Raw genomic sequence first — 19836 nt, 5'->3', positions numbered from 1 at the left:
CCGCCGTTTTTCTGCATCGCATTTGATAAGGGACTGGACCTGAACTGGTTTTTTAGTTCAAGCTTAAATTATGCATTTGCATAATTTAAGACGCCGCGTTCCTTTTACCCTCTAATGCAAAAGCGGTGATATCAGGGGCGACAGTACAGAACACCAAGCGGGCACAGACTGACAACACTCAAGCCGACAGACAACATAAGGGCACGATCACAGAATGACGACGTCTCTTCATAAGGGAGCGCTTGCGCGCAAAGGGTTGCTCGCAGAGCAGGCATGCCAGTCAGGCGAGGCGGTGATCGCTCAGGCAGAGGCAGCGGGCCTGGAAACCGTGCGGGTGCTCTTTGCCGATCAGCACGGTATTCTGCGGGGCAAGACGCTGATGGCCTCAGGTCTGCGGGCACTGTTTGAGCAGGGCATTGCCATGCCTTCGACGCTGCTGCTAAAGGACACAGCCCACCGGACGGCCTTCCCGGTCTGGAGCGAAAACCCCGAGGACGTCGTCACCCCGATGCAGGGGGCAAGCGACGTGTTGCTGGTCCCCCGGCCCGAGACGTTCCGAATACTGCCCTGGTCGCCGCATTCTGCTTGGGTATTTTGTCACGTCGCCTTTTACGATGGCGCGGTGGTGCCTTTCGGCTCGGCGCATATACTGGACCGGGCGATGGCCACGCTGGCCGAACAGGGGCTGGAAGCCGTGGTCGGACTGGAGGTGGAGTTTCAGATTTTTGAGCGTGTGGACCCGGCTCTGGCGCATGGGCAGTCGGGTATGCCAGGGGCCCCGATTGAAACGCGTAACCTGATCCAGGGTTACCAGTATCTGACCGAAACCCGTTACAGCGAGGCCGAGGAAATCCTCGATACGTTGCGGCGACACGCGCAGGCGCTGGGCCTACCGGTGCGCAGCGTGGAAATCGAAATGGGCCCCAGCCAGTTCGAGTTTACCTTTGATCCTGCCGACCCAATGACGCAGGCCGATGCGATGATGATGTTCCGCACCATGGTCAAGGAGGTCTGTACGGCGCGGGGCTTGCACGCAAGTTTCATGGCCAAGCCGCGACAGGACCACGCCATGGCGAATGGTTGGCATATCCATCAATCGCTGCTCGACGGGGCCACGGGCCGCAATCTGTTCATGCCCGAGGTTGCAGGCGAATTGACACCAGAGGCCAGCAGTTGGATGGCGGGGCTGCTGGCCCACGCCGAGGCCGCGTCGCTTTTGGTTGCGCCCACGGTCAACAGCTACAAACGCTACCTTCCGTTCCAGCTGGCGCCCAACCGGGTGCAGTGGGGCGAAGACAATCGCGGTGCTATGCTGCGCGGGCTGATGCGCCCGGGGGATGTCACCAGTCGCATCGAAAACCGTGCACCCGACAGTTCGGCCAATCCGTATTTTGCACTGGCCGCGCAGATTATCGCTGGCAGCGAGGGGCTGGTCAGCGGGCGTCGTGCCCCTGCGCCGACAGTGTCACCCTATTCAGACGACGCGGCCAAACTGCCTCGTTCGCTTGGTCAGGCGCTTGCGGCCTTTACGGCCTCAGACCTGTTTCGCACTGCGTTGGGGGATGATGTCGTGGACTATCTCGCACATTTGAAAGAGGTCGAGTGGTCGCGCTATCTCGACACCGTCAGTGAATGGGAACAGGCGGAGTATTTCAACCTTTACTGATGCTTATAGCCCATTTTGTGGGGCACACTTATTGTCAGACAGGGCGATTGTGCTACGTTTTGAAACCGCACTGACGCCGATTGCAGCTTGAACGAAATTAGCGATATTGGTAGCGTATACAGGCGTATGCGGGAGAACCATTGCGGCGGGATTTACCCCCCGACACTGGTGCCGAAGGAGCAACCGCCCCGGAAACTCTCAGGCACAAGGGACCGTAAACGTAACGCACTCTGGAGAGATCCTGACCACCGCAGGGCGCCGAAGGGATAACGATCTCAGGCAAAGGGACAGAGGGGGCATCACACTGCGCAGGCTTGGCCTGCGTAGGGATTTGATGCCGGGACCAGTCATCATCTTGATCGGACCGGCCCTGAATATATGGGACGGATCGGCATGGTTGCTAAGACCACGCAAAAACCGAAAATGTCATGGCCGTCTTTTCACAGGGCTGGCCAATGCTGTTCGCGTCACGGCGATCCGGTTGCGTGTGTCCGCCGCAATAGATCACCATTATGAATACGAAACCTTGGCCACCCGTTGTGGTGGCCACATACGGGCGCTGACCCCCGCGCCCATTCCTAAAGGAAGAAACAGATGAAATACACCGAAGAACACGAATGGCTGCTGCCCGACGGCGACGACCTGATCACAGTGGGCATCACCAGTCACGCGGCCGAGCAGCTGGGTGATGTGGTCTTTGTAGAGTTGCCCGAAGTTGGCACCGAGGTGTCAAAGGATGACGAGATTGTGGTGATCGAATCCGTCAAGGCAGCGTCCGATATTCTGGCGCCACTGGACGGTGAAATCGTCGAGGTCAACGAGGCGCTGGTCGACAATCCCGGCAAGATCAATGACGATCCGCAGGGCGATGCCTGGTTCTTTAAGATCAAGCCCGCTGATCTGTCTCCGATGGATGACTACATGGACGACGCTGGCTACAAAGCTTTCATCAGCTGATCCCTTTGCCCCGCCGACCGCTGCGTCAGGCGGGGCATATGCAACGACCTCTGCCAGACCCACGGCCTGAGGATGCCTGCCCTGCTGCACTTTGTTGCGGCAATCCGGTCTTTGTTGCTGTGACGTCCCGTCACCCGGCTGGACAGCGCCGCCAGCCCCGCGCCATGCTGCATCTGACAACAGCAACCAAAAAGGCGCAGGCATGGACATGAACTTCGGAATGCGGAGCGAAACCCGCGCCCTGCTGGACCGGGTGGCGACAATGATCCGCGACGAGATCATGCCGCTGGAAGATGCGTATCACGCTGAGATCGGCAAAGATGACCGCTGGCAATACACCGACCGTCAGGCTGAGATACTGGAAGGGCTGAAAGCCAAGGCGAAAGCGGAGGGCCTGTGGAATTTCTGGTTGACGGACAGTGACAAGGGCTTTGGTCTCACCACCGTAGAATATGCCTATTTCGCCGAGGAAATGGGCAAGACCCCACTCGGGGCGGAAGTCTTCAACTGCTCTGCGCCGGACACCGGCAATATGGAGGTGTTTGAGCGCTACGGCACCGAAGCGATGAAACAACAGTGGCTGGCCCCCTTGCTGGCGGGCGAGATCCGGTCTGCCTATCTGATGACAGAGCCTGACGTGGCCAGCTCTGATGCGACCAACGTGGCGATGTCTTGTGTGCGCGACGGTGAGGATTATGTGCTGAACGGTGAAAAATGGTGGGCCTCAGGGGCGGGTGATCCGCGCTGCAAGGTCTACATTGTCATGGTGCGCACCGGCGATGCCAGCCTGCCCAAGCACAAACGCCAGTCGATGATTGTCGTGCCCGCTGATACGCCGGGGATCGAAGTGTTGCGCCCGATGGAGGTCTATGGCCACGACGATGCCCCGCATGGGCATATGCACATCCGCTTTTCCAACGTCCGCGTGCCGACTATGAATATCCTGCTCGGCGAAGGCCGCGGGTTTGAGATCGCCCAGGGCCGTCTCGGGCCGGGGCGCATTCACCACTGTATGCGCGCCATTGGTCAGGCAGAAATCGCGTTGGAACAAATGTGCCGCCGGTCCCTGCGTCGCGAGGCGTTCGGCAAGCCCTTGGCGCAGCTTGGTGCCAATTACGATATCATCGCCGAATGCCGGATGGAGATAGAAATGGCACGTCTCCTGTGCCTTAAGGCGGCATGGTATATGGATCAGGGCGACGCCCGCGCAGCTGCCCCTTGGATCAGCCAGATCAAGGTTATCGCCCCTCGGGTCGCGCTGAAAGTTATTGATGAGGCGGTGCAGATGCATGGCGGGCAGGGGGTTAGTCAGGACACGCCGCTGGCCCAGGCCTGGACCCATGTGCGCACCCTGCGGCTGGCTGATGGTCCTGATGCGGTGCATCGCCGTCAGGTCGCCCGCGCAGAACTAAAGGCCTACACGCAGGAAGATCTTGGTTAACGCCTCGGTGAGCTAGGGGTGTCAATTTTCTCAAACCTCAATAGCGTGCCAAGCCAATGGGCAGTTCTTAGAGGTCACTCTAGTGACTGAAGTTCGATAATTTTCTATTAAAAATAAATAGTTAATTTAAAAAAGAACCCCTGCTGACGCCTCAATCAGCAGGGGTTCTTTACGTTGCGGCAATCGTCAGACATGATCTTGCAAAGGTTAATTCTGCTCGCTATACGCACGCCTTTCCGGTCGCAGCCTACCCGGACATCAAAACAAGGACTGAAAAATTGAAAACACTAGTCATCTGCTCTGGCGGATTGGATTCGGTATCCCTCGCCCATGTTTTGGCAGCCCAAGGGCAGCTGTCGCGTTTGGTGTCTTTTGACTATGGTCAACGCCATCGCAAGGAACTTGATTATGCCGCTGCTTGCGGGCAACGGCTCGGCGTTCCGCATGACATCATTGATATGCGCTCTGTCGGTGCGGCGCTCAGCGGCTCGGCACTAACGGATGATATCGACGTGCCGGACGGGCACTACGCGGAAGAAACCATGAAGGTTACCGTGGTGCCCAACCGCAATGCCATCATGCTGACCATCGCCTATGGGATTGCGGCTTCCAAGGGCGACACCGCTGTTGCAACAGCGGTGCACGGCGGTGATCATTTCATCTACCCGGACTGCCGCCCGGCCTTCACTAAAGCGTTTGACCAGATGCAACGGCAGGCGCTGGACGGCTATGCGGATGTGGCACTGGTCACGCCCTTCGTGGACCGCTCCAAAGGCGATATCGTGCTCGAGGGCGCGCGGGTCAATACGCCCTTTGCCGAAACCTGGTCCTGCTACAAAGGCGGTGCCCACCATTGCGGACGCTGCGGCACCTGCGTCGAGCGGCGCGAGGCATTTCATCTGGCGGGCGTCACCGATCCCACCATCTACGATGATCCTGAGTTCTGGCTGACCGCCACCAAAGAAGGGGCCGCCTGATGTATCGGATCACTAAGGAATTCCATTTCTCCGCATCGCATCAGCTGACCCATCTGCCGGATGATCATCAATGCGCACGCCTGCATGGGCACAATTACATCGTTATTGTTGAATTGGCGGGGGCCAAGCTGAACAGCGACGGGTTCGTTCGCGACTATCATGAATTGGCTCCGCTGAAGAATTACATCGACGGCACATTTGACCACCGTCACCTAAATGATGTGATGGACGGACCGTCTACGGCGGAAAACATGGCGCGTCATTTCTACGATTGGTGTGCCGCGCGCTGGCCAGAAACAACAGCGGTGCGTATCTCGGAAACCCCCAAAACATGGGCGGAATATCGACCATGATACACAGCCAAGCCCCGACGGCAACACGGGCACCGATTGAGGCAGATGTACCGGGCAGCGCTCTGAAACCAATGGCGCGGGCTGGGACGATGTTGCGCATCGCGGAAATCTTTGGCCCGACCATTCAAGGCGAGGGCGCGCTGATCGGGGAACCAACGGTTTTTGTTCGTGCGGGCGGGTGTGACTACCGGTGCAGCTGGTGTGACAGCCTGCATGCCGTGGACAGCCGCTTTCGCGAAAGCTGGGCCCCCATGACCACCAGTCAGATCTGGCAGGACGTCACGCGCCTCAGCGGAGGGCAGCCGCTTACGATCTCCCTGTCAGGCGGCAACCCGGCAATTCAGAATTTTGCGCCACTGATCGCCAAGGGCAAGGCCGAAGGGTATCGCTTTGCCTGTGAAACCCAAGGGTCGATCAGGCAGCCCTGGTTTGCGGATCTGGATACGCTTGTGCTTAGCCCCAAACCGCCCTCCAGCGGTCACCGCGTTGATTGGCAAAAATTCGATCATTGTCTAAGTGCGGCCAAGGGCTGCGGTCAGGTTGTGGTGAAAATCGTCATCTTTGATGATCGGGATTACGATTGGGCGCGGGCAGTTGCCAAACGGCTGCCCGACCTGCCGCTTTACCTGCAACCGGGCAACCCCGAGGTTGATCCAGATGTGGCGGTGGATCTTGTCGCCGCAACGGAACGTCTGCACTGGTTGATTGAAAAAGTGACCGGTGACCTGTGGTTCGCCCCTCGTGTGCTGCCGCAGCTGCATGTGTTGGTCTGGGGCAACAAACGCGGCGTCTGAACACCTCCACGATCTTAGGGAAAATTTGATGAGCGACGATATCTACAAGAATCTCAAACAACTGGGCGGCGCTACCGTTATGCCGTCCAACCCCGATGAGGCAGAGCTGGAACGGGTGCCAAACCCGCAGGCCGATGTTGCGTATAATGTGCGCTTTACCGCGCCAGAGTTTACATCGCTGTGCCCGATGACCGGCCAGCCTGATTTCGCCCATCTGGTTATCGACTATGTACCCGGCCCTTGGCTGGTCGAGAGCAAATCGCTGAAACTGTTTCTTGGATCCTTCCGCAACCACGGCGCATTCCACGAGGATTGCACCGTTTCGATCGCCCGCCGCCTTGCTGATTTTCTTGACCCGCAGTGGCTACGCATCGGCGGCTACTGGTATCCGCGCGGCGGCATTCCGATTGATGTCTTCTGGCAAACCGGTCCGATGCCAGACGGCGTCTGGATCCCGGATCAGGGTGTGCCGCCCTATCGCGGTCGCGGCTGATCTTGCTTTGAGATATCGCCTAACATTGCTGGGCGGGCAATAGATCGGATCAGGCCATCAGGCCTGATTTCCCCGGCGCCCCAGCAGCGGGTCACGGGCCATGGCTGCTGCATCAATATCGTCGGGTTGCCCACCCATTAAATTGCCACGACGGCGGTTGAAGTAGAGATCAATCCGACTGTAGAGCGTGTTACGACGCATCTCAATGCAGCGCAGCAGCGCCTTACGCGCGTAATCAAGCAGCTCGTCTTTGCTGTCCTCGAAATTCAGTATCTCCGAGTTGCGGTTCTCTCCGACATTTATAGCATTCTCTCCAGTTGGCGCGGGCAACTCGGACGGTAAGAAGGATCCGTTTGCGAAATGACCGGTTCGAGGTGCTTTTGACAGGGCCGGTGACAGAGCAAAGTGGCAGCCGAGCATCACAACTACACCAGGAGAAACCTCAATCGGATCAATGTAGGTCAGACATTCGAAAGGCTCTCCGTCCGCAGTCGTGACCCAGAACACCCGTGAAACGCGTTTACCTTCATCGCGGGCTATTTTCAAATCGCTGACCGCGTTCCCGTCAATCGTAGGTCCCTGAAATAGGGGGCAGGGCCGGTCAATTAAATCCTGTCGCCGGTAACCGGTCATCTTTTCGAACGCCTTGTTAACGAAGGTCAGCTCAATCTCATCTTTGCCGGGATCAAGAAGTGACAGCGGCAGTGATGAATGCCGTAGCAAATTGCCAAGAAGATCCATGTCGTTTTCCATCTTACCGCCCGCTGGATAAAACTCTTACTCATTGAGTAACGCGAGATGCGGAAGATGGTTCCCCTAGGTATTGAAAAAAACAGAGATAAGCACGGTGAAACGCGATTTTTCACATTTAAAGTTTTAAAAACAATATCTTGTGGAGAAACTATTTTTGTAATGCTCAGGATGCACGGGGTCCGTCAAAAGGATCATCCGGATAGCCGACCCGTGCCAGATAAAGCCCATGACCGGGGCACACCGGCCCACAGGCCGCGCGGTTCTGTGCGTCCAGCGCGGTTTTGACGTCGGCAGGATCCCAGGTCCCCGCCCCAACCCGCTCCAGCGTGCCGACAAAGCTGCGGACTTGGTTGTGCAGAAAGGATCGCGCCCGCACGTGGAAATGTATTTCTGGCCCGGAAAACCCCTGCACACGCTCCACCCGCAACTCGTCCAGCGTTTTCAACGGGCTGGCCGCCTGACAGATAGACGAGCGGAAGGTGGTGAAATCATGCTGACCCATCAGGTGGTTGGCCCCTTCCTGCATGGCTTCGGCGTCCAGATCATGGCCCAGTTGCCAAACCTGGCCCGCATCATGGGTTGCAGGTGCACGGCGGATCAGAATGCGGAACAGATACTGCCGCTCGACCGCTGAAAACCGCGCGTGCCAATCGTCTTCGACGCGGGCACAGGCCACAATGGCGACCGGTGCAGGCTTTAGGTGAAAGTTCAGGGCCTCGGACAGACGGAAAGGGTCCCACTCCTTGGCCATATCGCAATGGGCAACCTGACCCAAACCGTGCACGCCGGTGTCGGTGCGCCCCGCTGCCGCGATGGTGTGCGGGCCGGGTTCCAACCGCGCAAGCGCATCCTCGATCGCACCCTGAACCGAGGGCTGATCTTTCTGGCGCTGCCATCCGGCAAAGGGCGCCCCATGGTATTCGACTTTTAAAGCAAAACGCGGCATGGCGGGGCAATTATCCTGCCGACAGCGGCGGCACAAGTCCCCCAGGCGGTCAGACCTTGTGCTTTGCGCGTTCATTGCGGGGCTGCTCTAGGGTGGTATCGGACCGGGCCAGCGCCTATCTTGGTGAAAACCAAAGAGGATCCAATGGGCCGCACCAATATGACGGCGTCACCTGATCCACATTACATGGCCGCAGGACAGGTCAGCAGCGCGAGGCGATTACTTGGGACTTTCATCATTGGCAGACGGGGTCTTGCGCAGCGTCGAGGGGGCGGGGGCCTCGCTCTCGGAGAGCCTGTTTGAGCCGTCGATCCGGCTTGGCGTCACGGGTCTTGCCCGTGCAGGCAAGACGGTGTTCATCACCTCTCTGGTGGCCAATCTGATGAACCGGGGGCGGATGGTACAGCTTGCAGCGGCGCGCGAAGGGCGGATCGACACGGCCTTTCTGCAACCGCAACCCGACGATACCGTGCCGCGTTTTGATTATGAAAACCATCTCGCGGCCCTCACCGGCCCGCGCCCCTTTTGGCCCGATAGCACCCGCGCGGTTTCAGAACTGCGGCTCAGCCTGAAGGTTCAGCCAAATGGGTTGCTCTCTGGCTTGCAAGGTCCGCGCACGCTGCACCTGGATATCGTGGACTATCCCGGCGAATGGCTGCTGGATCTGGCGTTGCTGGACAAGACCTATGCCCAATGGTGCGACGAGGTGCTGACCCGCATCCGGGGCAGGTCGCAAGCGCAGGCCTTTTTGGATTTGGCACAGAAGGTGGACGCGACAGCCCCCCATGATGAACCGCGTGCACAGGATCTTGCGGCGGCTTTTGCGGCGTATCTTCAGGCCGCGCGCGGTGATGGGTATTATGATTGCACGCCGGGGCGGTTTCTGCTGCCGGGGGATCTGGCGGGTTCACCGGTGCTGACCTTTGCGCCCATCCCGTTGTCGGCCAGCGCCCCGCGCCGCTCGCTTCACCGCGAGATGGAGCGCCGCTTTGAAGCCTATAAATCCAAGGTCGTCAAACCCTTCTTTCGCGATCACTTCGCCCGCATTGACCGGCAGGTGGTTCTGGTCGATGCACTTAGCGCCATCCATTCCGGCCCCCGCGCGGTAGAGGATCTGCGCCATGCGATGACTGATATACTTGCCGCCTTTCGCCCCGGTCGCAATGGTTTCCTGCGCCAGGTCCTGCGCGGCAAGCGGGTGGAGAAGATCCTCTTTGCCGCGACCAAGGCGGACCATCTTCATCACCAGCAACACCCGCAGCTGACTGCGATCATTGAGGCGCTGACCCGCGATGCCCGCGACCGCGCCCGCTTTGCCGGGGCAGAAACAGCAGCGTTGTCCCTCGCCGCACTCCGCGCCACAACCGAGGAAATGCGCAGCCATAGCGGCACCGATCTTCCTTGCGTGCGTGGCACGCTTCTGAACAATGGAAAACCTGCTGCCTTTTACCCCGGTGCGCTGCCCGCAGACCCTTCGCACCTGCTGACACCCGCCCGCCAAGGCGCCGCAAGCTGGCTTGACGGAGAGTATCAGGCAATGGCCTTTGCGCCTGCACCGCTGACTCTGCGCCCCGGCGATGGCCCGCCTCATATCCGCCTGGACCGGGCAGCGGAATTTCTGATCGGAGATCGCCTATGACCCATATTCTACGTCCCGCCCGCAGCACAGACGCGGGTAAGATCGCCGAAATCCTGCACGGGTTTGAAGTCGAGACCCCCTGGATGCCCAAGCAGCATACGGGCGCCGAGGCGATCAACTTCTGCGGCATCATGATTGACCGCGGCTGGGTCACTGTGGCGCAGATTGCAGGGCGCGTGGAGGGGTTCCTCGCCCGCGATGAAGCCGAGGTCTGCGCGCTCTATATTCGTGATACGGCACGGGGGCAGGGGCTTGGGAGGGCGTTGCTGGACTATGCCAAATCCGTGCAGTCACCGCTGCATCTGTGGACCTTTCAGGCCAATGAGGGCGCGCAGCGGTTCTACCTGCGCGAAGGGTTCGTCGAAGAACGCCGTACCGATGGTGCCGGCAACAATGAGCAGCTGCCAGATATGCGATATGTCTGGCCCGCGCCGGAACCTGCGCCGAAACCCGCATCTAAACCTACGGCGACAACTCCCACCACTCAGTCCAACCCGCCAAAGGATTCCGCATGACCCGCAAGGATGCTGTGCTTTTTGATCTGAGCGACACCAGCGTGGCGGACGCCTCGCCGGATGTGGCCACAGCACCGCCTGTGCCGGATCTGGATGGCGCAACCGGGGATCTGCCGCAACCCGCGCTGGCGCAGGCAGCAGAGCTGGTAAACCGGCGACCCTCGCGTCTGGTGCGCTGGTTCTGGGCTTCTCTAACAGCCCTTATTGGCGCCGTTGTCTCTGTCGCGGCCTGGGATTTCACCACTGGCCTGATCGACCGCGTTCCGCTGCTGGGGTGGGCCATCACGGTGGGATTTGCTGTCGCCTTGGTGTTGGCGCTATTGATGGTTCTGCGTGAACTTGCGGCGCTGTCGCGCCTGCGCCGTGTGGAAACGCTGCGCAATAGTCAGCCGTTACTGGCAGCGGATCCAGCGGCGGGCCAGACGGCCGATGCCACTGCTGATCTGAAGGCCGCGCGCCGCTACGTTGCGGGGTTGGAGCGCTTTTACCACGGACGCAAGGATCTGAGCTGGGGCCTTGCCCGGCTGGGTGAGCGTAAGGGCGACATCATGGACGCCGATGCGCTGTTGCATCTGGCCGAGACCGAGTTGCTCGCCCCACTGGACGTCCGTGCGCGGCGGGTGGTCGAAGGCGGCGCGCGTCAGGTCGCCACAGTCACCGCGCTGGTGCCGCTGGCGCTGGCCGATGTGGTGACGGCGCTTTTTACCTCCTTGCGGATGATCCGTCGGATCGCCGAGATCTATGGCGGGCGTTCGGGTTTTTTCAGCTCTTGGCGGCTCACCAGAGCGGTGCTGGCGCATCTGGTGACCACTGGCGCTGTGGCGGTGGGCGATGATCTGCTTGAGCCGGTACTGGGCGGCTCGATCCTGTCCAAACTGTCGCGCCGCTTTGGCGAAGGTCTGGTGAACGGCGCGCTTTCGGCGCGCGTCGGCATCGCCGCGATGGAGGTTTGCCGCCCGATGGTTTTCTCCAAAGGACACAAGCCCAGCACCCGAAAGGTGATCCAGAGTGCCCTGACAGGTTTGTTTTCAAAGGACAAATAGCGGCATCAACCCGATGTCACCAGCCTGCAGTTGGGTCAGAACAACTTCGGCGGCGCGTCCTTGGGCTGGCGCATGGCGACGATGCCGGTGCGAAACCCCTCGCCAATGCGATCCGCCAGTGCGCCCCATTGCCGGGCGGTCAGCTCTGGCAATTCGGCTTGCAGGACCTCGTGAAACAGCCCCAGCCAGATCGGAAAATGCTCTGCCTTCACGTCCGGTCGGCTGACATGCACCCGCATCGGATTGCCGCTGTAACATTTCTCCCGCAGGATCGCATTGCACCAGAACCGGGTGATCTTCTCTTCATGCTCTGGCCAGTCTTCGACATGGGCAGAAAACACGGGTCCTAACACCTGATGCACACGCACGCGGGCATAGAACACATCCACCACATAGGCGATTTGTTCTGCCGTGATGTCAAACCGGGCGAGGGGCAATTGGGTCATGTCAGAAGTCACCTTTTGGGCGTTGCCCTACACCAGATTGCCCAGCATCGTACACCCGCCGGACCGCTTCTGCGCTGCGACCAATTGTTCGGGTCGTGCCGCGGATCCGCGCAGCGTCTGTCCGGCATCCGGTGGATCAGATCAACAACCCTGCCGCCCCTTCGTGGCGCAGCAACGCCACCTTTGTCTCAACCCCGCCCGCGCCGGAAAATCCCCCGAGACCTGAGGCGCCAAGCACCCGGTGGCAGGGGATGATCACCGGGATCGGATTGGCGCCACAGGCGTTGCCAACGGGCTGGGCTGCTGCGCCGAGCTCCTTTGCGATGTCGCCATAGGTGCGGGTTTCGCCAAGCGGGATTGCCGACATGGCGGCGCAGACCGCGCGCTGAAAATCGCTGCCCGCGACCGCCAGCGGCAGGTCGAAAGCGGTCAGCTCATGGGCGAAATAGGCGCGCAACTGGGCCAGAGCCTCAGCCGTCAGGGCCGAGCCCGATGCGCCGGTCGGCGCGGCCTGCCACGTCAGGCGAACAATGGCGCCATCCTGCTCCCCCACGCACAGCGTGCCGACAGGTGTTTCAAGACTGGCCTCTGCCATCTGTTGGGTCGCGGTTTCAGGGGGCTGCACGGGTCCGGTGGTCCTTACGCTTGATGCTGTCACACCTTGGCCAGCGTCTGCTGGATCCTGCTCAGCGTCAAGGCGGAACCTCGATCCGGCCGCTGGACCTAACCTTTGGGATAGGAGGCTATGCCTTCGGCAGGGTCGGCTAACCTCAGGTGCCCATGCAATTGCACTAAATTTTAGTAAAACTGGGTCTCAAGTTATGAAGAAGGTCAGTCGCCATGCATATCACCACCCAAGGAAATATCAGCGTTTACCGCATGCTGAATGGCCACATGAGTGGGCAGGCGGCGACGAAACAGGCGCAGGCCCAGCAGACCGGAACGCTGCCGGGCGGGCTGGAAACTGCGGCCTCCCTGGCCAAGACGGCCAAGGCCGTGTCCCAGCAGGCAGCCATAACCGGAACCCGTGAGGGCGGAAGTCTGATGGCTGCCGGCACCCAGCATCTGCGCACCGTGGTGCAACAGACCCTGCAGGATCTGCAATCGGGTTGCCACGCCGGGCCGCTTCCAGCCAGCGAAGTGATTGCCCAGAACAAATATCGCGCAGCGCTGCGGGTGATCGGCTGATCCGGCCCGGATCGCCTCCCTCGCGCTGACCAGAAAACCGCCGGCGTTCTTTGACAGAATACCCCCGTCAAAGACGTCAAAAGAAGCGCGCCGCCCGCCCCATCGAGGGGTGGGCGGCGCGCAGATCCCGTTGGGGATCTGAGATCACCGCTGTCCGGGGCAGCACCGGCTGCCCACCTGGACGGATCCCTGTCTTAGCTCAGCGCCGTATCGCAGCGCCCGCAGACGCCCGCGTGGCTGTGGTTGCCCACATCGGGCAGGATTTTCCAGCAGCGCTGGCATTTGTCGCCATCGGCCTTCTCAAACACCACCGACACGCCATCGACCTCGGGCATGCGGAAGGCTTCCGCCGGGGCAGGATCGCCGCTGAGGGCGATATCGGAGGTGATGCAGACATCAGCAAAATTCACCGATTTCAGCGCCTCCAGCACCTCCGGATCGCGCACATGCACCACCGGCGCGGCCTCCAGCGAGGCACCGATCACCTTGTCCACGCGCTGCACCTCAAGGGCGGCGGTGACGACGCGGCGGGCCTGACGGACCTTGGCCCATTTCGCGGCCAGCGGCTCATTCAGCCAATCCGCCGGGGTCGCGGGAATGTCCTGCAAATGCAGTGAGCTGTCTTCACCGGGGAAGCGTTCCAGCCAGACCTCTTCCATGGTGAAGACCAGGATCGGCGCCAGCCAGGTTGTCAGGCGGTGGAACAGGATATCCAGCACGGTACGGGCCGCACGCGCGTTCAGTGTGTCACCATCGCAATAAAGCGCATCCTTGCGGACATCGAAGTAGAAAGCCGACAGATCCACCGTGGCAAAGTTGAACACCGCAGAGAACACGCCCTGAAAATCATAGGCCTGATAGCCGGTGCGGACCTTATGATCCAGCTCGGCCAGACGATGCAGAACCCATTGTTCCAACTCCGGCATATCCGCCGGATCCACGCGCTGATCCTCGGAGAAATCCGCAAGGCTGCCGAGCATGTAGCGCATGGTATTGCGCAGGCGGCGATAGCCATCGGCGACGCCTTTCAGGATCTCCGGCCCGATGCGCTGGTCGGCGGTGTAGTCGGTCTGGGCCACCCAGAGACGCAGGATATCGGCGCCATACTGCTGGACGATTTTCTCGGGCACGATGGTGTTGCCGAGCGATTTGGACATCTTGTTGCCCTTCTCGTCCAGCGTGAAGCCATGGGTGACCACGTTGCGATAGGGCGCGCGGCCTTTGGTGCCACAGGCCTGCAAAAGGGAAGAGTGGAACCAACCACGGTGCTGGTCGGTGCCTTCCATGTAGACATCGGCGATGCCATCCTCGGTGCCGTCTTCGCGGTCGCGCAACACAAAAGCGTGGGTGGAGCCACTGTCGAACCACACGTCCAGCACATCAAACACCTGATCGTAGTCGTCGGGGGGCACGATGCCGTCGAGCATCTTGTCCTTGAAGCCATCGGTGTACCAGACATCGGCGCCATGTTCCTCGAACGCGGCCACGATGCGGGTGTTCAGTTCCTCGTTGCGCAACAGGAAATCGGGATCAGTCGGCAGCACGCCCTTCTTGGTGAAGCAGGTGAGCGGCACGCCCCAGGCACGCTGACGCGACAGCACCCAATCCGGGCGGCTTTCGATCATGGAATAGAGACGGTTCCGACCGGTCTGCGGGGTCCACTGCACCAGCTGGTCGATGGAATTGAGCGCGCGGGTGCGGATGGTGTCGCCCATCTCGCCCATGCCGTCGTCCAGCTCGCGGTCGACGGAGGCAAACCACTGCGGCGTGTTGCGGAACACAATTGGCGCCTTGGAGCGCCAGGAATGCGGGTAGCTATGGGTGACGCGGCCCCGGGCGATGATGCCACCGGCCTCGACCAGCTTGGCGATCACAGCGGTGTTGGCTTTGCCTTCCTTGCCCTTCTTGTCAAAGACCTGAAGGCCCGCAAAGAACGGCACATGCGGCAGGAACTCGGATTCTTCGCCCACGTTATGGGTCATCCGGTCGATCCAGTTGCGCGCCACGAAACACTCGTAGTCATCCGCACCATGGCTGGGCGCGGTGTGCACGAAACCGGTGCCCGCATCATCGGTGACGTGGTCGCCGTCGATCATCGGTACGTCGTAATCCCAGAAGCCGTTCGCGCCCTCGATGCCCTTGAACGGATGGTTCAGGGTCAAGCCATCGAGTTCAGAGGCCTCCACATCGCGGACTTTGGTGAATTCGGTCACGCGGGATTTCTCCAGCGCGTCTGCGGCCAGCGCATCGGCAAAGAGATACAGCTCACCCGGTTTGGTCCAGCTCTCTTCCTGCGTGGCGTCGACGCGGTAGAGGCCATAGGCGACCTTCGGGTTGAAGGCGACGGCCTTGTTCGAGGGGATGGTCCAGGGGGTGGTGGTCCAGATCACAACGCGGGCTTCGGCCAGATCACCGGTTGCACCAGCAAAGCCAAAAGGCACCCAGATGGTGTGGGACTTGTGGTCGTGATATTCGATCTCGGCCTCGGCCAGGGCGGTTTTCTCTACCGGCGACCACATCACGGGCTTGGAGCCCTGATAGAGCGTGCCGTTCATCAGGAATTTCTGGAACTCCCCCGCGATCACCGCCTCGGCGTGGTAGTTCATGGTGAGGTACGGATCATCCCAATTGCCGGTGATGCCCAGACGCTTGAATTCTTCGCGCTGGATGCCAACCCATTCATCGGCAAAGGCCCGGCATTCCTGACGGAAGTCAACAACCGGCACTTCGTCCTTGTTCTTGCCCTTCTTGCGGTACTGCTCTTCGATCTTCCATTCGATCGGCAGGCCGTGGCAATCCCAGCCCGGCACGTAGCGCGCATCAAAGCCCATCATCTGGTGCGAGCGCACGATCATGTCCTTGATCGTCTTGTTCAGCGCGTGGCCGATGTGCAGGTGACCGTTGGCGTAAGGGGGGCCATCGTGCAGGGTGAAGGGCTTGCGTTCCACATCGGTGCCCTTGGCGGCGGCGGCCTTTTCGCGGAGTTTGTCATAGACGCCAATCTGGGCCCAACGCTCCAGCCAGCCCGGCTCCCGCTTGGGAAGGCCCGCGCGCATCGGGAAATCGGTTTTGGGCAGATTGAGGGTGTCTTTGTACTCAGGCGTCTGAGGCGTGTCGGCACACATGTGCAGCGTCCTTTGGATGATCTGGTCGTGTTTTGGGATATTCGGTTCGGTGCGATGGCTCAAGCACCTTTGCCCGGCGGCTCACGTGGTCAGAGCGCCGGGGATATAATTCGAATAATGATGGCCGCAACATGGGACATGGGGGCCTTATAGGCCTACGCGACGGAAGGGTAAAGCGGCAGATGGCGGTTCGCATGCCCACGCGTATTGGGCTAGTGCCCGTGGCCTCGGGCGGATCCGACTTCAGAGCGATAAATCCGATGGCCGCGGGGGCTCGTGTCAGCTGTTTTTGACGCCCGTCATCAGCTTTGGCGTTCTGGAACGATCTGCTGGGCGATGCCGACAAAGATCAAATAGATAGAGGTCAGAACCAGCCCCCAATGTGCCCAGCTCTCGGGATGAAAATCCACCCAGGCTGCCCATCCGGCAAAGAAGGTCCAGGCCAGCGCCATCGGCAACGACAGTTTGCGCCAGCGCTCGGTGCGCACGGGGTGGATGAACTTCAGCGGCAGGAACATGGCGACAGACAGCAGCGTCACCAGCACCAGGCTGGTCCAATGGCTCGGCTCCAGCGCAAAGATGACCAGCACCAGCATGTTCCAGCAGCCGGGGAAGCCAGAGAAAGAATTGTCCTTGGTTTTCATCCGGGTGTCGGCGAAATACAACGCGCTGGCAAAGGTGATCACGATCAGCGCCACCCAGCCAGTCCAGCCCGCCATCAACCCGGATTTGAACAACGCAAAGGCCGGAATGAACACATAGGTGAGGTAATCAATGATCAGGTCCAGCAACACGCCATCAAATTCCGGCGCGTAGCGTTTCACCTCATAGTGACGCGCCAGCGGGCCATCGACTCCGTCCACGGCAAAGGCCACAACAAGCCAGACAAACATCAGGCTCCATTTGGCATCAGCGGCGGCCAGCATGGCCAGAATTGCAAACACTGCACCGGTGGCGGTCAGCAAATGAACGGAGAGGGCGCGAAACTGAGGGGTCATATGCCCTGATGGCAATTTTCCCCCGGCCCCGCAAGCCTGCAATGCCAATTTCGCTTGGCACTGGGCGGCTTTTTGTCTGTCCCTTGGTGTCAGATCTATGAACAATGCGGCGTTGCGCTTTGTAAGGGCGCTGTGTCAGCCACGGGGGCAGCGGGGCACCTTGGCAGGGCAGTGGCCCCGTCGCAACGATCAAAGCCACCTATCCGGTTTCTGGCGTCCTGGCTGGGGGCACTCCCCCGTGATCTGATCTGGTTCAATCGTCCTGTGCGTCATCCGTAAATGCGGCGCGAAACAGGGTTTCGGTTAGGGTGCGGCTGTCCACCACCTGCGGGGCATCGCTGGCAGTATCTGATCCGGGGCTGGCGATGTATTCACCGCGCGCAGCCTTGCTTGCGCGATAACTGGCCCATTCCTGATCGGAAATCTGGCGGTCGCCGTCACTGTCGAGATCTGCCAGAAGCTGTTCGTAGAATTGGCTGAAATCCACATCTCCGATATCGGATGTGCTGGCATTGGCGGCACTGCGGTTGGCGGGATTATAGGGCGCACCAAGCGGCGCGGTTTCTGTCGTGTGGCTTTGGGAGACGATACTCATCACTGGGGGTCCTTCTGGATTTGACGCCAGTAATTTCGTGCATCGCTCTTACCGCGGGGTTAAACTCTGCCCGTTGATCGCGCATTTTGCGCAGGTCTTACGCTTTTGGATGGGCGCGATTGTAGACATCCATCAGATGCGCTGTGTCCACTGCCGTATAGGCCTGCGTTGTCGACAGCGAGGCATGGCCGAGTAGTTCCTGGATGGCGCGCAGATCGCCGCCTGCTTCCAGCAGATGGGTGGCAAAGCTGTGGCGCAACGCATGTGGTGTGGCACTTGCAGGCAGTCCCAGCTGGGCGCGCGCCTGTGCCATGGCGCTGCGAATAAGCCGCGCATTCAGCGCCCCGCCACGGACACCGCGAAACAACGGTGCGTCCCGCTCCTGCGGATGCGGGCAGAGCCGCAGATACCGATCCACCGCCGCGCGCGCGGTGGGCAGCACCGGCACGATCCGTTCCTTGCCGCCCTTGCCGGTGATCCGCAGCACCGCCGGCAGCGGCGCGTCTGCCCCAGTCAGCCCCAGTGCTTCGGAGATTCGCAAGCCACAGCCGTAGAGCAGAGTCACCACCGCCACATCGCGCGCTGCCACCCAATCGGTGGTGGACTGAAACTCCACCGTCTCGATCACCGCCCGCGCGGCATCCTGCGCCAGCGGGCGGGGCAGTTTTTTCTGAAACTTGGGACTGCGCGCCGACAAGACGGCCGTGGGCTCAAACCCCTGCCGTTCAGCCAGCCAGGTATAAAAACTTTTGACCGCCGATAGCTTGCGCGCCAATGACCGCGCCCCGGTGCCTGTGGCGCGGGTGGCCGCCATCCAGGCGCGCATATCACCGGTGGAAATCTCCGCCAGCGCCCCCAGCCCCTGCGGGCCGCCAAAATGCTGGGTCATAAATGCGAGAAACTCCACCACATCGCCGCGATAGGCGGTGACGGTGTTCTCAGCTGCCCCCTGAAGCGCGGCCAGACCAGCCAGCCACTGCTCCAGCGAGTCCCGGCAGGCCGGGGAGATCAGCGTTGTGGCTGGTGTCGTCACGACAACCAGTGGCGCATCGACCGCTCAAAGACGCCGGCAAAAAACGCCAGCAGATCGGTGCCATGCTGCGGGGTGAACTGATGCGGGTCCTCGGACCCCAGAACCAGCAGACCGGGCAGGCGGCCTTCGCCCAGTTCCAGTTTCAGACAGGCCTCGGACCGGATGAAATCAGCCTTAGCCCCATGGGTGCGGGCATTGCCAGACTGCATCTGGCGCAGGGTGACCTGACGATCGGGGCCACTGCGCTGTGAATTGATATATTGCTCCACAAAGCCCGGCTCGACCACCTTTAGCACCTGATCCATGCGCTGCACGGCAGCATCCTGTTCGGGCTGCGCCGATTCCAGCACCAGCGTCACCGCATCCACCCGCAAGATCTCCGCCAGCTCACCACCGAGGTTGCCGAGATAGCTCTCAAAATCCATCGGATCCAGCAGCCGCAACACAGCACGGTGGATCTGATTGGTCCCGGCAAGATTTTCATAAGCTGCGGCAATTACAGAGCGATGGGTGTCCTCCAGCCGGTCCAGCCGGGCCTCCATCCGCTCCATCGCGATGCCGCGCAGGTCCACAATATTGGACCCCATCGCGCGCTCATTGGCGCTAACCAGCGCGCTCATCACGCTTTGATCTTCCAATAGGGCGTCGGGTTTGGCCAGGATCGCCTGGCGCAAATTGTCTTCCAGTTCTGCCGTCGTGCTCATGTTCTGCTCTTTGTGACCTCTGATGGGTTTTGACGGTGTTATAACACGGGTTTCGCGCAGGGGTGGCAAAAAATTCCCCGCCACCGGCGCACCGTCGCCTGTACCGGGGAGAGGGCCTCAGTCAACGAAAAAGGGGCCGCCCGCCGGGCCGCCCCTCCTGAAACCTGTCC

The 19836-nt window shown here is 60.5% G+C and carries 20 protein-coding genes and 1 riboswitch; of the genes, 11 read left to right on the top strand and 9 right to left on the bottom strand.

Annotated features, from left to right (window positions below; genetic code table 11):
• Window positions 1-214 precede the first annotated feature (214 nt).
• The 7 genes from PhaeoP97_RS13795 (at window position 215) to queF (ending at window position 6681) form a co-directional block, all read left to right on the top strand.
• Window positions 215-1666, top strand: a complete 1452-nt coding sequence (locus tag PhaeoP97_RS13795) for a glutamine synthetase family protein (protein WP_072505546.1) — start codon at window positions 215-217, stop codon at window positions 1664-1666.
• 220 nt (window positions 1667-1886) lie between these two features.
• Window positions 1887-1967, top strand: a riboswitch (glycine riboswitch).
• 293 nt (window positions 1968-2260) lie between these two features.
• A complete protein-coding gene (gene gcvH, locus PhaeoP97_RS13790) occupies window positions 2261-2623 on the top strand; it encodes a glycine cleavage system protein GcvH (protein ID WP_072505545.1) in 363 nt (120 codons plus the stop codon).
• Between the two features lie 202 nt (window positions 2624-2825).
• Window positions 2826-4064 (top strand): acyl-CoA dehydrogenase family protein, encoded by a 1239-nt coding sequence (locus tag PhaeoP97_RS13785; protein WP_072505544.1) that lies wholly within the window; start codon window positions 2826-2828, stop codon window positions 4062-4064.
• Between the two features lie 278 nt (window positions 4065-4342).
• Entirely contained in the window at window positions 4343-5041 is a 699-nt protein-coding gene (gene queC / locus PhaeoP97_RS13780; RefSeq protein ID WP_072505543.1) for a 7-cyano-7-deazaguanine synthase QueC, read from the top strand.
• Window positions 5041-5394, top strand: coding sequence for a 6-carboxytetrahydropterin synthase QueD (gene queD / locus PhaeoP97_RS13775; protein ID WP_072505542.1), 354 nt, complete (start codon window positions 5041-5043; stop codon window positions 5392-5394). Before queC ends, queD begins: the two co-directional genes overlap by 1 nt.
• A 71-nt stretch (window positions 5395-5465) precedes the next feature.
• Window positions 5466-6188, top strand: coding sequence for a 7-carboxy-7-deazaguanine synthase QueE (gene queE / locus PhaeoP97_RS13770; RefSeq protein ID WP_072506490.1), 723 nt, complete (start codon window positions 5466-5468; stop codon window positions 6186-6188).
• A gap of 28 nt (window positions 6189-6216) precedes the next feature.
• A complete protein-coding gene (queF, locus tag PhaeoP97_RS13765) occupies window positions 6217-6681 on the top strand; it encodes a preQ(1) synthase (protein ID WP_072505541.1) in 465 nt (154 codons plus the stop codon).
• Window positions 6682-6738: 57 nt separating this feature from the next.
• Here the strand turns inward: queF and PhaeoP97_RS13760 are convergent, their stop codons facing one another.
• On the bottom strand, window positions 6739-7422 hold the full coding sequence (locus PhaeoP97_RS13760; RefSeq protein ID WP_072505540.1) for a PAS domain-containing protein: 684 nt from the start codon (window positions 7420-7422) through the stop codon (window positions 6739-6741).
• Window positions 7423-7597: 175 nt separating this feature from the next.
• Window positions 7598-8380: a tRNA pseudouridine(38-40) synthase TruA gene (gene truA / locus PhaeoP97_RS13755; protein ID WP_072505539.1), complete on the bottom strand. Its 783-nt coding sequence runs from the start codon at window positions 8378-8380 to the stop codon at window positions 7598-7600.
• 223 nt (window positions 8381-8603) lie between these two features.
• Between truA and PhaeoP97_RS13750 the strand changes: the two genes are divergently transcribed.
• From PhaeoP97_RS13750 to PhaeoP97_RS13740, 3 genes are read left to right on the top strand one after another with little or no spacing between them, the layout of a single operon-like run.
• On the top strand, window positions 8604-10019 hold the full coding sequence (locus PhaeoP97_RS13750) for a YcjX family GTP-binding protein (RefSeq protein WP_072505538.1): 1416 nt from the start codon (window positions 8604-8606) through the stop codon (window positions 10017-10019).
• A complete protein-coding gene (locus PhaeoP97_RS13745) occupies window positions 10016-10534 on the top strand; it encodes a GNAT family N-acetyltransferase (protein WP_072505537.1) in 519 nt (172 codons plus the stop codon). The genes PhaeoP97_RS13750 and PhaeoP97_RS13745 overlap by 4 nt, the downstream gene beginning before the upstream one ends.
• A complete protein-coding gene (locus PhaeoP97_RS13740) occupies window positions 10531-11577 on the top strand; it encodes a YcjF family protein (RefSeq protein WP_072505536.1) in 1047 nt (348 codons plus the stop codon). Before PhaeoP97_RS13745 ends, PhaeoP97_RS13740 begins: the two co-directional genes overlap by 4 nt.
• A gap of 35 nt (window positions 11578-11612) precedes the next feature.
• On the opposite strand, the gene PhaeoP97_RS13735 is transcribed toward PhaeoP97_RS13740, so the two are convergent.
• A complete protein-coding gene (locus PhaeoP97_RS13735; protein WP_072505535.1) occupies window positions 11613-12023 on the bottom strand; it encodes a group III truncated hemoglobin in 411 nt (136 codons plus the stop codon).
• 136 nt (window positions 12024-12159) lie between these two features.
• Window positions 12160-12618, bottom strand: coding sequence for a methylated-DNA--[protein]-cysteine S-methyltransferase (locus tag PhaeoP97_RS13730; RefSeq protein WP_072505534.1), 459 nt, complete (start codon window positions 12616-12618; stop codon window positions 12160-12162).
• 245 nt (window positions 12619-12863) lie between these two features.
• Here PhaeoP97_RS13730 and PhaeoP97_RS13725 point away from each other — a divergent pair, with 245 nt between their 5' ends.
• Window positions 12864-13211, top strand: a complete 348-nt coding sequence (locus tag PhaeoP97_RS13725; protein WP_072505533.1) for a hypothetical protein — start codon at window positions 12864-12866, stop codon at window positions 13209-13211.
• A 194-nt stretch (window positions 13212-13405) separates the two neighbouring features.
• Here PhaeoP97_RS13725 and ileS read toward each other — a convergent pair whose 3' ends face one another.
• From ileS to PhaeoP97_RS13700, 5 genes are all read right to left on the bottom strand, one after another.
• Window positions 13406-16336, bottom strand: a complete 2931-nt coding sequence (gene ileS, locus PhaeoP97_RS13720) for an isoleucine--tRNA ligase (RefSeq protein ID WP_072505532.1) — start codon at window positions 16334-16336, stop codon at window positions 13406-13408.
• Between the two features lie 302 nt (window positions 16337-16638).
• The gene (locus PhaeoP97_RS13715; RefSeq protein ID WP_072505531.1) at window positions 16639-17334 is read right to left on the bottom strand and encodes a CDP-alcohol phosphatidyltransferase family protein; all 696 of its coding nucleotides are present in this window, start codon (window positions 17332-17334) and stop codon (window positions 16639-16641) included.
• Between the two features lie 253 nt (window positions 17335-17587).
• The gene (locus PhaeoP97_RS13710; RefSeq protein WP_072505530.1) at window positions 17588-17929 is read right to left on the bottom strand and encodes a hypothetical protein; all 342 of its coding nucleotides are present in this window, start codon (window positions 17927-17929) and stop codon (window positions 17588-17590) included.
• Between the two features lie 97 nt (window positions 17930-18026).
• The gene (locus PhaeoP97_RS13705) at window positions 18027-18962 is read right to left on the bottom strand and encodes a tyrosine recombinase XerC (protein WP_072505529.1); all 936 of its coding nucleotides are present in this window, start codon (window positions 18960-18962) and stop codon (window positions 18027-18029) included.
• On the bottom strand, window positions 18959-19666 hold the full coding sequence (locus tag PhaeoP97_RS13700; RefSeq protein ID WP_072505528.1) for a DUF484 family protein: 708 nt from the start codon (window positions 19664-19666) through the stop codon (window positions 18959-18961). The genes PhaeoP97_RS13705 and PhaeoP97_RS13700 overlap by 4 nt, the downstream gene beginning before the upstream one ends.
• Window positions 19667-19836 lie beyond the last annotated feature (170 nt).

Source organism: Phaeobacter porticola, assembly GCF_001888185.1.
Classification (GTDB): Bacteria; Pseudomonadota; Alphaproteobacteria; order Rhodobacterales; family Rhodobacteraceae; genus Phaeobacter; species Phaeobacter porticola.
The sequence above is the reverse complement of the archived record's forward strand: the minus strand, read 5'-3'. Positions and strand labels throughout refer to the sequence as shown.